The organism is Streptomyces sp. NBC_01384 (genome assembly GCF_045040035.1).
Lineage (GTDB): Bacteria > Actinomycetota > Actinomycetes > Streptomycetales > Streptomycetaceae > Streptomyces.
In genome coordinates this window covers 4178788-4192602 of record NZ_CP109559.1, presented here as the reverse complement: position 1 = coordinate 4192602, position 13815 = coordinate 4178788, and the positions used below count along the sequence as shown (strand labels likewise).

The 13815-nt window shown below is 71.2% G+C and carries 11 protein-coding genes; 6 read left to right on the top strand and 5 right to left on the bottom strand.

All coding sequences use genetic code 11. The features are described from left to right. Positions 1-114: 114 nt before the first annotated feature. The 3 genes from disA to OG747_RS19030 all read right to left on the bottom strand — a co-directional run bounded on the left by disA (position 115) and on the right by OG747_RS19030 (position 3189). Positions 115-1239, bottom strand: a complete 1125-nt coding sequence (disA, locus tag OG747_RS19040) for a DNA integrity scanning diadenylate cyclase DisA (RefSeq protein ID WP_405880523.1) — start codon at positions 1237-1239, stop codon at positions 115-117. A 79-nt stretch (positions 1240-1318) separates the two neighbouring features. Next, the gene (gene radA, locus OG747_RS19035) at positions 1319-2728 is read right to left on the bottom strand and encodes a DNA repair protein RadA (protein ID WP_405885599.1); all 1410 of its coding nucleotides are present in this window, start codon (positions 2726-2728) and stop codon (positions 1319-1321) included. A gap of 245 nt (positions 2729-2973) precedes the next feature. Then, positions 2974-3189 carry a hypothetical protein gene (locus OG747_RS19030; RefSeq protein ID WP_405880522.1) on the bottom strand — a complete coding sequence of 72 codons (216 nt, stop codon included), beginning with the start codon at positions 3187-3189 and terminating at the stop codon, positions 2974-2976. 108 nt (positions 3190-3297) lie between these two features. Here OG747_RS19030 and OG747_RS19025 point away from each other — a divergent pair, with 108 nt between their 5' ends. Continuing rightward, positions 3298-5115, top strand: a complete 1818-nt coding sequence (locus OG747_RS19025) for a BACON domain-containing protein (RefSeq protein WP_405880521.1) — start codon at positions 3298-3300, stop codon at positions 5113-5115. Positions 5116-5203: 88 nt separating this feature from the next. On the opposite strand, the gene OG747_RS19020 is transcribed toward OG747_RS19025, so the two are convergent. Further along, entirely contained in the window at positions 5204-6064 is an 861-nt protein-coding gene (locus tag OG747_RS19020) for a hypothetical protein (RefSeq protein WP_405880520.1), read from the bottom strand. 71 nt (positions 6065-6135) lie between these two features. Between OG747_RS19020 and OG747_RS19015 the strand changes: the two genes are divergently transcribed. From OG747_RS19015 to ilvD, 4 genes are all read left to right on the top strand, one after another. Further along, positions 6136-7068, top strand: a complete 933-nt coding sequence (locus OG747_RS19015) for a Ppx/GppA family phosphatase (RefSeq protein WP_405880518.1) — start codon at positions 6136-6138, stop codon at positions 7066-7068. 328 nt (positions 7069-7396) lie between these two features. Further along, entirely contained in the window at positions 7397-8221 is an 825-nt protein-coding gene (locus OG747_RS19010) for a sugar phosphate isomerase/epimerase family protein (RefSeq protein WP_405880517.1), read from the top strand. Further along, positions 8218-8838 (top strand): TetR family transcriptional regulator, encoded by a 621-nt coding sequence (locus tag OG747_RS19005; RefSeq protein WP_405880515.1) that lies wholly within the window; start codon positions 8218-8220, stop codon positions 8836-8838. The genes OG747_RS19010 and OG747_RS19005 overlap by 4 nt, the downstream gene beginning before the upstream one ends. A 169-nt stretch (positions 8839-9007) precedes the next feature. After that, the gene (ilvD, locus tag OG747_RS19000) at positions 9008-10861 is read left to right on the top strand and encodes a dihydroxy-acid dehydratase (protein ID WP_405880514.1); all 1854 of its coding nucleotides are present in this window, start codon (positions 9008-9010) and stop codon (positions 10859-10861) included. A gap of 144 nt (positions 10862-11005) precedes the next feature. On the opposite strand, the gene OG747_RS18995 is transcribed toward ilvD, so the two are convergent. Then, positions 11006-13174: a protein kinase domain-containing protein gene (locus OG747_RS18995; RefSeq protein ID WP_405880513.1), complete on the bottom strand. Its 2169-nt coding sequence runs from the start codon at positions 13172-13174 to the stop codon at positions 11006-11008. 194 nt (positions 13175-13368) lie between these two features. Between OG747_RS18995 and OG747_RS18990 the strand changes: the two genes are divergently transcribed. Then, on the top strand, positions 13369-13689 hold the full coding sequence (locus OG747_RS18990; RefSeq protein WP_405880512.1) for a peptidase: 321 nt from the start codon (positions 13369-13371) through the stop codon (positions 13687-13689). Positions 13690-13815 lie beyond the last annotated feature (126 nt).

Genomic DNA, 13815 nt, shown 5'->3' with positions numbered 1-13815 from the left:
GGAGGGGCGGCCTGGAGGTGCTCAGGGGCCCCTGAAGCGGTCTCAGCCGGTCGGATGCAGCGCACAGGCCGACCGGATACAGCGCGCAGTCGGTCGGTCGGAGCGCTCCGCCGGTCAGACGTAGCGCTCCAGGATCGACGACTCCGCCAGCCGCGACAGCCCCTCGCGGACGCTGCGCGCCCTCGCCTCGCCGACCCCGTCCACCGCCTGAAGCTCGTCGACACTCGCGGCGAGCAGCTTCTGCAGGCTGCCGAAATGCTCGACGAGCCGGTCGATGATCGCGCCGGGCAGGCGCGGGACCTTGGCGAGGAGGCGGAAACCGCGCGGGGAGACCGCGGAGTCGAGTGCCTCGGGGGAGCCGGTGTAGCCCAAGGCTCTCGCGACCGTGGGCAGTTCGAGCAGCTCCGCGTGGCTGAGGGCGTCCAGCTCGGAGAGCGCCTCGTCGACCGTGCGGGAGCGCTTGGCGGTCGGCTCGGGCACGTAGTCCCGGACCACCAGCTCCCGCTCGGGCTCCACGCCCGCGATCAACTCGTCGAGCTGGAGCGCGAGCAGACGCCCGTCGGTGCCCAACTCCACCACGTACTCGGCGATCTCCGTCGCGATACGGCGCACCATCTCCAGGCGCTGCGCCACCGCCGACACGTCCCGGACGGTGACCAGGTCCTCGATCTCCAGCGCGGAGAGCGTGCCCGCGACCTCGTCGAGGCGGAGCTTGTAGCGCTCCAGGGTCGCGAGGGCCTGGTTGGCGCGGGAGAGGATCGCGGCGGAGTCCTCCAGGACGCGGCGCTGACCGTCGACGTACAGCGCGATCAGACGCATCGACTGGGAGACCGAGACGACGGGGAAGCCGACCTGCTTGCTCACCCGGTCCGCCGTGCGGTGCCGGGTGCCGGTCTCCTCCGTCGGGATCGTCGGGTCGGGCACGAGCTGGACGCCCGCCCGCAGGATCTTGGTGATGTCCTTGTCGACGACGATGCCGCCGTCGAGCTTGCACAGCTCGCGCAACCGGGTCGCCGTGAAGTCGACGTCCAGGACGAAGCCGCCCGTGCACATCGACTCGACGGTCTTGTCCCAGCCGAGCACGATGAGTCCGCCGGTGTTGCCGCGGAGGATTCGCTCGAGCCCGTCGCGCAGGGCCGTGCCGGGTGCCACGGCGCTCAATGAGGCGCGCATCAGGCCATCGGCACCGGAGCTCCCACCGGACTTTCCGGGAGCTGCTGCCCGGTCGTTGGCTGCCACTGCACTCCTCCGGTCGCGGATTTCCGGTCGCCCAAGATTCGTCCAGGGTTCGTACGGACGGGCGAGACCAGGGCAAAGTCTACCGGCGCTCCTCCTCCTCCCGTGGGGCCTCCCTGCGACGGGAGCGTGGAAGGACCCGCAGCGCGTCCCCCATGTCGGCGACTTCCAGGACCTTCATACCGGGAGGGATCTTGCCCGGATCGCTCGGAACGAGGGCGTGAGTGAAGCCCAGACGGTGGGCTTCCGCGAGCCGCCGCTGCACTCCCGTGACCCGTCTGACCTCGCCCGCGAGACCCACTTCGCCGATCGCCACGAGGTTCTTGGGGAGCGGGGTGTCACTCGCGGCGGACGCCAGCGCGAGCGCGATCGCGAGGTCCGCGGCCGGCTCGGAGAGCTTCACGCCGCCGACCGTCGCCGAGTAGATGTCCCGCTTTCCGAGGGCGCTGATCCGGCCCCGCTGCTCCAGCACCGCCAGCATCATCGAGACCCGGGAGGTCTCCAGGCCGGAGGTCGTACGGCGGGGGGAGGGGATCTGAGAGTCGACGGTGAGGGCCTGCACCTCGGCGACCAGCGGGCGGCGTCCTTCGAGGGTGACGGTCAGGCAGGTGCCGGGGACGGGTTCGGCGCGGCGGGTGAGGAAGAGGCCGGAGGGGTCGGCCAGGCCCGTGATGCCCTCGTCGTGCAGCTCGAAGCAGCCGACCTCGTCCGTCGCCCCGTACCGGTTCTTGACCCCGCGGACGAGACGCAGGCGCGCGTGCCGGTCGCCCTCGAAGCTCAGGACGACGTCCACGAGGTGTTCGAGCAGGCGCGGGCCCGCGATCGCGCCGTCCTTGGTGACGTGGCCCACAAGGAGCGTGGACATACCGCGCTCCTTGGACGCCCGGATGAGCGCTCCGGCGACCTCCCGGACCTGTGCCATGCCGCCGGGAGCCCCGTCGATCTCCGGGGAGGCGATGGTCTGGACCGAGTCCAGGATGAGGAGCGAGGGCTTCACCGCGTCCAAGTGGCCGAGGACGGCGGACAGGTCGGTTTCGGCGGCGAGATACAGGTGGTCGTGGATCGCCTTGATGCGGTCGGCGCGCAGCCGGACCTGGCTCGCCGACTCCTCACCCGTCACGTACAGCGTGCGGTGCTCGTCGCTCGCCGCCTTCGCCGCCACGTCCAGGAGGAGCGTGGACTTGCCCACGCCGGGCTCGCCCGCGAGCAGGACGACCGCGCCCGGTACGAGACCGCCGCCGAGGACGCGGTCCAGCTCGGGCACGCCGGTCGAGCGCGCGGTGGCCTGGCGGCCGTCGACCTGCCCGATCGGCACGGCGGAGGTGGTGACGCGGCCCGGTGCCGTCGTCCGGACCGCGGGCGCGCCGTACTCCTCGACCGTGCCCCACGCCTGGCACTCGGGGCAGCGGCCGAGCCACTTGGCCGTCTGCCAGCCGCACTCGGTGCAGCGGTAGGACGGCCGGTCCTTCGCGGTTTTCGTACGGGCAGCCATGACGGAACCGTAGCCGAGGCCACTGACAGCGCGCGGCCTGGTCAGCGTGGAGCGGGTGGTGTGCTCGCCGACCCCGGCCCGCGCGAACACCTCGATGACGCTCCCCGAGTACACGCACACGCCCTGGCCCAGTACCTGATCGCCGAGGAAGGTCAGCATCAGGGACTGCGGGCGTGGGGCGTTGTCGGTGGTCACGGGGTGTCGAACTGCTCGCACTGTCGAACTGCTCGCACTGTCGGACGCGGTCATCGGTGGCCGCAGCCACGGAGCCGCAGCCACTGGAACAGTCGTTCGCCGTCCACACCCAACGGGTGCTCCCGGTCGTTGCCCGGCGTGGTGACGGGACCGTCGAGGGACATCGAAACGGCGGATGCGACGGAGGTCGTGTCGGGAAGACTCCCGTGCACCCCGGGATTCATCTGCCATGGCCTGCCATCGCCGACGGTGACGGTGTGGGCCACGGAATCGCAGGTTCTTGTCCCCTTATGAGGGATCGTTTCACCCGTACGGATTAAATGTGCTCAAGGGGGAAGAAGGGGCCACCCCCGGCACCTACGGTCGCACGGGTGATGAGCAGCAGTCCGGAGTCCTCCACGCATACCACCGGCGCACACCGGGCGCACGGAGACGCGCGCAAGCAGGTGACCGCGCCTCGTGGCGCGAGCACCCGCACCCCGGCTCAGCGCCCTCCCGCGCGCTACGAGCCCTATCTGGACGGCCTGTTCACCTACTGCCTGTCCGTGCTGTGCGACCACGACGCGGCCACGGCCGCCCTCGGGGACGTCCTCGCGCTGGCCGAGCGCCGCGGTCGGCGCGGTCGGCGTGGTCGGCGTGGCCCGGAGTCCGAGGACGACCGTAGGGCGTGGCTGTACGCCCTCGCCCGCTGGTCCTGTCTGCGCGAGCTCACCGAGGCCCGGCGCCGGCGCCAGGCGGCGCACGTTTCCGGCCGCCGTACGCGCCACAAGAACACCAGGAGCCGGGATACCAAGGATGCCGCCGACCGGTGCGCCGCCGAGCCGTCGGCCGGTCCCGTCTCCGACGAGGCCCAGGCCCAGGCCCAGCGGCAGCGCGAACTCGCCCTGCTGGCCTGGCCGGAGGCCGCCGGCACCACCCCCGAGCAGCGCGAGGCGCTCGAACTCGCCGTGCGCCACCAGCTGGCCGCCCACGAGGTCGCCGCCGTCCTCGGTCTGGACCTCGCCAAGGCACGCGAACTGCTCGCCTCCGCCGCCTGCGAGGTCGAACGCACCCGTGCCGCCCTCGCTGTCGTGGAGACCGGCACCTGTCCGAGCGTCGCCCGCCTCACCGGCGACCACCAGCTCGTCCTGAGCACCACCCTGCGCCGCGAACTGGTCCGGCACGTCGACGACTGCCCGCGCTGTCGCCGTACCGCCGAGCGCGCCGCCCCCGGCGCCTGGCCCGGCACCAGCGTCACGCCTGCCGCGCTCCCCGTCCTGGAGGCTCCGCGCGACGCCCTGCACATGGCGATGGCACGCGCCCCACGCGCGCGGAGCGACGCTCCGCGCTTCGACCGGCGCGGCTTCCCGATGGACCCCAAGGACCGCGCCGCCCGGAGGGACCGTTTCCGCGCGCGTGCCGTCACGACCACGGTCGTCGCCACCGTCGTCGCCGCCCCCGTCCTCGCCCTCTGGGCGGCCTACCGCGGCGCGCCCCTCATCGGCGAGGGCGCCGACAGCCGCTCGATCACCGCGAGCGAGGCGCACGGCCCCGACCGCGTCAACGGCGAGGAAGCGGGCGGCTACGAGAACGCGGGCAACGCCAGCACCAAGCCCGGCACCCGCTTCACCAAGGGCAGCCGCTCGCCCGACGTCTCCGTGGAGGTCATCAGCGCCCCCGGTACGGCGAACGGCGCCGGAAACCTCTCCGTACGGGCCACGGGCAGCGGCGACACGACCCTCATCACGCTGTCAGCGTCCGGGACGTCCGGGAGTTCACTCGTCCACTGGTCCGCGCAGACCGGAGCGTCCTGGCTCCACCTCAGCCAGTCCTCGGGGACGCTCGCCCCCGGCGCATCGTTGACGATCAAGGTGTACGTCGATCATCTGCGCCAGCCGATGGGCCCCTGGAGCGCGAGGGTGGCGATCGCACCGGCGGGCGCGGCGGTCACGATCGGGGGGTACGGGGACGCGGGCCCGTTCGACCCCGGAGGCTCCGACCCCGGCCCGATGCCCGGCAACCCCACCCCGCCCGCCCCCGGCTCCGGCCCGACCCCGCCCCCCTCCGACCCCACACCGACACCCAGCGACCCCCAGCCGCCCCCCACGGACTCGTCGCCGCCGTCGCCCCCGCCGTCACCGTCGTCGCCGGCGGACCCGGGCGGCTCGACGCCACCGCCCAGCGACAGCACCGCCCCGAGCCCGTCCTCGTAGGACCGAAGAACGCGGGAACGCGGGAAGGCGGGAACCCGAGAACCCGAGAACCCCAGAACAGGGACGCGCGGTGGTGGACCAGAAGGGCTCAGGCGACCGGATCCGCCGGGTGCGGCGCCAGCAGCGGCAGCTGCGAGGCCAGCCGCTCCTCGCAGAGCTCGACCAGCCGGTCGTACCCCGCCTTGCCCATCAGCTCGACGAGCTCCGGGCGGTACGAGACGTACACCGGGTCGCCCGCGCCGTGCGCCGAGGTCGCCGACGTGCACCACCAGTGCAGGTCGTGGCCGCCAGGACCCCAGCCCCGGCGGTCGTACTCGCCGATCGAGACCTGGAGCACGCGCGTGTCGTCGGGCCGGTCGATCCACTCGTACGTCCGGCGCACCGGCAGCTGCCAGCAGACGTCCGGCTTGGTCTCCAGCGGCTCGCGACCCTCCTTGATCGCCAGGATGTGCAGCGAGCAGCCCGCGCCGCCGGCGAAGCCGGGCCGGTTCTGGAAGATGCACGAGCCCTGGTACGGCCGCGTCTGCCGCTCACCGTCCTCGTCCTGCGACACCCACCCGGTCTTCAGCCCCACGTCGTGGTGCTGCCAGATGTCCGGTGTGAGCCGCGCCACGTGCTCGGCCACCCGCTTCTCGTCGTCCTCGTCGGAGAAGTGGGCCCCGAGCGTGCAGCAGCCGTCGTCGGCACGGCCCGCCTGGATGCCCTGGCAGCCGCTTCCGAAGATGCAGTTCCAGCGAGAGGTCAGCCATGTCAGATCGCACCGGAAGACCTGCTCCCCATCGGCGGGATCCGGAAATTCCACCCATGCGCGAGCGAAGTCGAGCCCCTTCTCGTCAGACACCGTGGTCTTCACCGGGGACTTCTTCGGGGACTTCTTGGTCGCGGAGGCCTTCGCCTGCGAAGAACCATTGGCCGATTTGTCGGGCTTCGCCTTTTTCGTCTTTGGCACCCGTCCAGGGTAAGTCGCTTCAGCCCGCTCCGGGGACGGTCGACCGCCGTACTCGCAGTAGCGTTCCGTACATGAGACTCGGTGTCCTCGACGTGGGTTCGAACACGGTGCATCTGCTGGTGGTGGACGCACACCCTGGCGCTCGCCCGCTGCCCGCGCACTCACACAAGGCCGAATTGCGGCTCGCCCAATTGCTCGACGAGAGCGGGGCGATCGGCCCCGAGGGCGTCGACAAACTGATCGAGACGGTCCAGGACGCCCTGGAGGCAGCCGAGGACAAGGGAGTCGAGGCCCTGCTGCCGTTCGCGACCTCCGCCGTGCGCGAGGCCAGCAACGCCGACGACGTACTGGCCCGGGTGCAGGCCGAGACCGGTGTCGAGCTCCAGGTCCTGGCGGGGCCGGAAGAGGCCCGGCTGACCTTCCTGGCCGCCCGCCGCTGGTTCGGCTGGTCGGCGGGGAAGCTGCTGGTCCTCGACATCGGCGGCGGTTCGCTGGAGATCGCGTACGGCATGGACGAGGAGCCGGACGCGGCGGTGTCGCTGCCGCTGGGCGCGGGCCGGCTGACCGCGGGCTGGCTGCCGACCGACCCGGCCGACCCGGCGGACATCAGGGCCCTGCGCCGCCATGTCCGGGCGCAGATCGCCCGCACGGTCGGCGAATTCACTCGCCTCGGCGCCCCCGACCATGTGGTCGCCACCTCCAAGACCTTCAAGCAGCTCGCCCGCCTGGCCGGCGCCGCCCGCTCCACAGAGGGCCTGTACGTCCAGCGCGAGCTCAAACGCCGCACCCTGGAGGACCTGGTCCCCCGCCTCGCCTCCATGACCGCCGACGAACGCGCCGCACTCCCCGGCGTCTCCCCGGGCCGCTCCGGCCAACTCCTCGCCGGCGCCGTCGTCGCCGAGGGCGCCATGGACCTCTTCGGCGTGGAAACCCTGGAAATCTGCCCCTGGGCCCTACGAGAGGGCGTAATCCTCCGCCGCCTGGACCACATGGCATCGGAGTAAGACGGGGCCGGGCCCCCACAGGGGCGCGAGGAACGGCGCGACCAGCCACCCGCAACCCGCAGTCGCGCACGACAGCCCCCTGCAACGGCGAAAAGGCGCCCCGGCCGGAGGCCACCGCGGCCGCCGGCCGCCAGACCACGGAAGGGGTCGTGCCGGTACGTCGCAAGCCCGTCGCTTACGTTCGGATCTGGAAACGGTTCCCCATAGGGCAACGTCTGATCCGGCGGCGACGGGCTCGACGTACCGGCACGGCCCCGACCCCACACCCCCCGGCCAAAGCCCGCCACCCTTCGGCCAACCGCCGGAGGCACCCCGTACGCTGTCCCTCGTGGCAGAACCAGTCGTGCGCATCCCGGATGCGAAGGTCGCGCTGTCCACGGCGTCCGTGTATCCGGAGTCGACGGCAACGGCCTTCGAGATCGCCGCGCGCCTCGGCTACGACGGTGTGGAGGTCATGGTCTGGACCGACCCGGTCAGCCAGGACATCGAAGCCCTCCGCCGCCTCAGCGACTACCACCAGATCCCGATACTCGCCGTCCACGCCCCCTGCCTGCTGATCACCCAGCGCGTCTGGTCCACCGACCCCTGGGTCAAGCTCCAGCGCGCCCGGGCCGCGGCCGAGAAACTCGGCGCGAGCACAGTCGTCGTACACCCCCCCTTCCGCTGGCAGCGCCAGTACGCACGGGACTTCGTCACCGGGATCTGGCGGATGGCCAACGAGACGGACGTACGGTTCGCCATCGAGAACATGTACCCCTGGCGCTACCGCGACCGCGAGATGCTCGCGTACGCCCCCGACTGGGACGTCACGAAGGACGACTACCGGCACTTCACGATCGACCTCAGCCACACGTCGACCGCCCGCACCGACGCGCTGCACATGATCGACCGCATGGGCGACCGCCTCGGCCACGTCCACCTCGCCGACGGCAACGGCTCCAACAAGGACGAGCACCTGGTCCCCGGCCGCGGCACCCAGCCCTGCGCCGAGCTGCTGGAACGCCTCGCGCTCTCCGGTTTCGACGGCCACGTGGTCATCGAGGTCAACACCCGCCGCGCGATGTCCAGCGCCGAACGGGAGGCGGACCTGGCGGAGGCCCTGGCCTTCACCCGTCTGCACCTCGCCTCCGCGGTGAAGGTGCACCGCAGGTGACGGACGCCGCCGCGCCCCGCCGCGGCCGGGGACGCCCTTCTCGTACGCAGTCGGAGGCGGCCCCCGCGACCCGCGACCGCATCCTGGATGCGGCCCGCGAGGAGTTCTCCGAGCGCGGCTACGAGAAGACGTCGGTGCGCGGCATCGCCAAGGCCGCCGGGGTGGACTCGGCCCTCGTCCACCACTACTTCGGCACCAAGGAACAGGTCTTCGAGGCGGCCATCGAGGTCGCGTTCGCGCCTGCCCTGGCCGCGCCGGAAGCGTTGGAGAGTGGCTCCCTCGACGCCGTCGGCGAACGCCTGACCCGCTTCATACTGGGCATCTGGGAGAACCCGGCGACCCGCACCCCGCTCCTCGCGATCCTCCGCTCCGCCGTCAGCAACGAGACCGCGGCCGCCGTCTTCCGCCGCCTGGTCGCCACCCAGCTGCTGCGCCGCGTCGCGGGCCAGCTGGACGCCCCCGACGCGGAACTGCGTGCCGAACTGGCGGCGGCCCAGTTGGTGGGGGTGGCGATGCTCCGCTACGTGATCAAGATAGAGCCACTGGCCTCAGCGGACCCGGAGCAACTGGTGGCACGGCTGGCCCCGGTAGTACAGGGCCACCTGACAACCCCCTGAGGTGAGCGCCCCGACAACAGCCACCCGCGGCCGACAACCACTCACAGCCGACAACCACCCACAGTCGACCCCCGAGACAAGCATCCCGCATTCCGGACGCCCCGTCCGAATCGTGGCGCACCGGCGTAGGCTCGACCTCAGTCATTACTCTCCGAAGGAGCGAGCGACGATGCCCGAGCTGAGGTCCCGCACAGTCACCCACGGCCGCAACATGGCGGGCGCACGCGCCCTTATGCGCGCTTCTGGTGTACCGGGCGCGGACATCGGACGGAAGCCGATCATCGCGGTCGCCAACTCCTTCACGGAGTTCGTGCCGGGCCACACCCACCTGCAGCCGGTCGGCCGCATCGTCAGCGAGGCCATCACGGCCGCCGGCGGCATCGCCCGCGAGTTCAACACGATCGCGGTCGACGACGGCATCGCGATGGGCCACGGCGGCATGCTGTACTCCCTGCCCTCCCGCGACCTGATCGCGGACTCGGTCGAGTACATGGTCGAGGCCCACTGCGCCGACGCCCTGATCTGCATCTCGAACTGCGACAAGATCACGCCCGGCATGCTGATGGCGGCCCTGCGCCTGAACATCCCGACGGTCTTCGTCTCCGGCGGCCCCATGGAGTCCGGCCGCGCCACCCTGGTCGACGGCACGGTCCGTACGCTCGACCTGGTCGACGCGATCTCCGACGCCGTGAACGACAAGATCTCGGACGAGGACATCCTCCGTATCGAGGAGAACGCCTGTCCGACCTGCGGCTCCTGCTCCGGCATGTTCACCGCCAACTCGATGAACTGTCTGACGGAGGCGATCGGCCTCTCCCTCCCCGGCAACGGCTCGGTGCTCGCCACGCACACGGCCCGCAAGGGTCTTTACGAGGATGCGGCCCGCACGGTCGTCGACATCACGCGCCGCTACTACGACCAGGACGACGAGTCGGTCCTGCCCCGCAACATCGCCACGCACGCCGCGTTCGAGAACGCCATGGCCCTCGACATCGCCATGGGCGGCTCCACCAACACGATCCTGCACCTGCTGGCCGCCGCCCAGGAGGCGGGCGTCCCCTTCGGCCTGGACGAGATCAACGAGGTCTCGCGCCGCGTGCCGTGCCTCGCCAAGGTCGCCCCGAACGTCGCCAAGGACCGCACGTACTACATGGAGGACGTGCACCGCGCCGGCGGCATCCCCGCCCTCCTCGGCGAACTGCACCGCGCGGGTCTGCTCAACGAGGACGTCCACTCGGTCCACAGCCCGTCCCTGTCCGACTGGCTGAAGACGTGGGACGTGCGCGCCGGCTCCCCCTCGCCGGAGGCAGTGGAACTGTGGCACGCGGCCCCCGGCTGCGTCCGCTCCGCCGAGGCCTTCTCCCAGTCCGAGCGCTGGGAGGCCCTCGACGAGGACGCCGAGAACGGCTGCATCCGCTCCGCCGAGCACGCGTACTCCAAGGACGGCGGCCTGGCGGTCCTGAAGGGCAACCTGGCGGAAGACGGCTGCGTCGTGAAGACGGCGGGTGTCGACGAGTCCATCTGGACCTTCGAGGGCCCGGCGGTCGTCTGCGAGTCCCAGGACGAGGCCGTCGACAAGATCCTCCGCAAGGAGATCACCCACGGCGACGTCGTCGTCATCCGCTACGAGGGCCCCAAGGGCGGCCCCGGTATGCAGGAGATGCTCTACCCGACCTCCTTCCTCAAGGGCCGCGGCCTCGGCAAGACCTGCGCGCTGATCACCGACGGCCGCTTCTCCGGCGGCACCTCGGGCCTGTCCATCGGCCACGCCTCCCCCGAGGCGGCCTCCGGCGGCACCATCGCCCTGGTCCAGGACGGCGACCGCATCCGCATCGACATCCCGAACCGCTCGATCGAACTCCTGGTCTCCGACGAGGAACTGGCCACCCGCCGCACCGCCCTGAACGGCGTCTACGCCCCCGCGAACCGCGAGCGCAAGGTCTCCGCGGCCCTCCGCGCCTACGCCGCGATGGCGACGAGCGCGGACAAGGGCGCGGTTCGCGACGTCTCCAAGCTGGGCTGATTTTCCCAACTCTTCCTAATTCTTCCCAACTGGCCGACTGGCCAACTGGGCTGACGATCACTCACGCAACGCCAGGGGCCGTTCCTCCGGGAACGGCCCCTTCGTCACTCCCGATTCCCGTCATTCCCGCATTCCCACCGCGGTTCACCATGCGGCGGGATCACGCCCGTCGACCGCGAAGAGCGCCCCGTCGGGGGCGGCCGAGTAGACCTTGCCCTCGGCCACGACCGGCGCCGGGATCGCGCTGACGAGCGAGCCCCGCCCATCGCCGAGCCGTGCCTTCGTCTGCCCGAGCAGCGTGCCCCGCGCGGTGTCGACGGCGAGGAGCCGCCCGTCCGCCGCGGTGAGATACAGCCGTCGCCCGGCGACAACGGGAGCCGATGCCGTGCTGACGGAGGTCTCCGCCCGCCACAGCTGGGCCGACGTCCGGGTGTTCACGGCCACCAGCGAGCCGCCGGCGGCCAGCAGATACACCGTGTCGCCCTGTACGGCGGCCTGCGCCGACGGCAGCGGCAGGGGCAGCGCGATGCGTCGAACCGTGCGGTCCGCGACGTCGTACCGCACGACGGCATTCACGTACTGGTCGATCCCGGTCGAGGTGAACCAGACCGCCCCGTCATGGGCACCCACGAGGCGCAGTGTCCCGTCCAGGCGCCGCTGCCAGCGCGTGGCACCGGTCTCCGGGTCCACCGCCGCCACCCGTGTCCCGTTCCCGTTGCCGGCCCCGGTCCCGGTCACGGTGTAGGCGACTCCGTCCCCGTACGAGAAGAAGCTCGGCGACGGTTGCCCGGGAATCGAGCGGCGCCACTTCTCCTCGCCGGTCGCGGCGTCCAGCGCGGTGACCTTGGAGTCCGGGCCGGTGAGCAGGACGACGCCTCCGACGTGGGCGATGAGGCCCTGGTAGCGAGTGACGTCACGGCTCCAACGCGTCTTGCCCGTGATGGGGTCCAACCCCGCCAGTCGATCTCCGTTCCCACTGATGACCTGTAGAAGTCCGCCGGACAGTACCGGTGCCCGCGTGGATTCGTGGCTGCCCCGGTCCGTGTCGCCGCGCGACCACAGGACATGGCCGTCGGCCGGGTCGACGGCGGCGGCCAGCACGCCGGAACGGACGCAGTACAACCGATGAGGCGAGTACGTGCATTGCGGCAGGCCTTCGGCCTTGGCGCCACGGGCACTCAACTCGAGGCCCCACGGCTGGAAGCCGCCCTTCGACCGCTGTTCCGCGTGCTTCACGGGGGCCGGCTGGACGTCCATGTCAACGAGGAGGGCGAAGGCGCCGGCGACGGCAACGAGGGCCGCGCCGACGGCGACGGGGAGCCGCCAACGCCGCCCAGCCACCTTCTCAGGCCTCTCAGGCCTCTCGGGCTTCTTGGGCAGCTTCTCGGGCAGCTTCTCGGGCGTGGAGGGCTCGGTCCGCGGGGACCGCACCGACACCCCGTTCCCCCCGCGCTGTTCGGGTATGAACGGCTGGGTGTCGTACGACGCCGACACGGACCGCAGCGCCGTCATCAGCTCGTCCGGCGTGGGCCGGTCCTCGGGCTCCTTGGCGAGGCAGCGGGAGACAAGGCCGACCAGATCCTCCGGCACACCTGCCAAGTCCGGCTCGTCGTGGACGACTTGATACGCCACGAGATACGGACTGTCGGAGTCGAAGGGGCCGCTCCCGGTGGCCGCGTGCACGATCACCGAGCCCAGCGCGAAGACATCGGCGGCGGGTCCGACCTCTCGTGGACTGCGGAACTGCTCCGGAGCCATGAACGGCGGAGTGCCGATCAGCTTCCCCGTTTCCGTGCGCAGTTCACTGTCCGAGGGCCGCGAGATGCCGAAGTCGATGACTTTCGGCCCGTCGTCGGCGAGCAGCACGTTGCTGGGTTTGAGATCGCGGTGCACGACACCGGCCCGGTGGATGTCGCGCAACGCCTCGGCGAGCCCGGCCATCAGATGGCGCAGTCGAGCCGTGGGCAGCGCCCCGTTCCGCTTCACATGCTCGGCAAGGGTCGGCCCGGGGATGAACAGCGTGGCCATCCACGGATGTTCGGCCTCGTGGTCGGCGTCCACGACGGGCGCGGTGAAGGCACCGCTCACCCGCCGAGCGGCCGCGACCTCCTGCCGGAACCGCCCCCGGAACTCGGGGTCCTGCGCGAGCTCGGCGTGCACGACCTTGACCGCGAGCCGCAACCCGGAGGCGGACCGCGCCAGATGCACGATGCCCATGCCACCGGAGCCGAGCTGCGCCTCCAACAGGTACTGCCCGGCGTATCGCGGATGTTCCGCTTCCGGGTCCGTACCGGCGCTGCGTTGTGGCGGCATCACTCACCCCCGTGGGTCCGTCCGCATGCGCGACGCGCAGAGCCTAGTCGATGCTTCGTACGAACCGTCGACGGCTTGCTAGCCTCGGCGCGCAGCACGATTTTGGCGTGAATGGTTCACGCGCATCTTTCACGCGTCACGTGAACCATTCACGTGAACGAATTCATATGAACCACTCAACGGGGGAGGCCAGGATGGCCACGGAAGACACAGAGATCGCAGGCGCGGGGGCGACGGCGGACGCGGAATCCTTGAGCGCGTCGGCGACCCTCACGTATCCGATCGCACCCGGGTACAGCGTCAACGTCCGCAGCGGCCCGGGCACGCACTACAGCGTCGTCCGCACCCTGCCGGCGGGCTCACGGGTCCCGATCTACTGCCAGTGCCCGGGAGAGTCCGTCAGCGGCGCCTACGGGACGTCGAGCATCTGGGACAACATCGCCAACGGCGAGTTCGTGGCGGACGCGTACGTCCAGACGGGCAGCGACGGCTACGTCGCACCGCGCTGCGCCTGAACGGCCGAGGGCCAGGGGCCCCGCGGTGGACCGGAGCGATAATCGTCGAGTGAGCGACGAGAACGAACCCGGCACCAGTACCGGAACCAGTACCGGAACCAGTACCGGAACCGATAGCGGAAGCGA

Excerpts from the sequence above, each read along its gene's own strand:
- OG747_RS19025 (WP_405880521.1), top strand. The coding sequence starts at position 3,298 with ATGAGCAGCAGTCCGGAGTCCTCCACGCATACCACCGGCGCACACCGG.
- radA (WP_405885599.1), bottom strand. The coding sequence starts at position 2,728 with ATGGCTGCCCGTACGAAAACCGCGAAGGACCGGCCGTCCTACCGCTGC.
- OG747_RS18995 (WP_405880513.1), bottom strand. The coding sequence starts at position 13,174 with ATGCCGCCACAACGCAGCGCCGGTACGGACCCGGAAGCGGAACATCCG.
- OG747_RS19015 (WP_405880518.1), top strand. The coding sequence starts at position 6,136 with ATGAGACTCGGTGTCCTCGACGTGGGTTCGAACACGGTGCATCTGCTG.
- OG747_RS18990 (WP_405880512.1), top strand. The coding sequence starts at position 13,369 with ATGGCCACGGAAGACACAGAGATCGCAGGCGCGGGGGCGACGGCGGAC.
- ilvD (WP_405880514.1), top strand. The coding sequence starts at position 9,008 with ATGCCCGAGCTGAGGTCCCGCACAGTCACCCACGGCCGCAACATGGCG.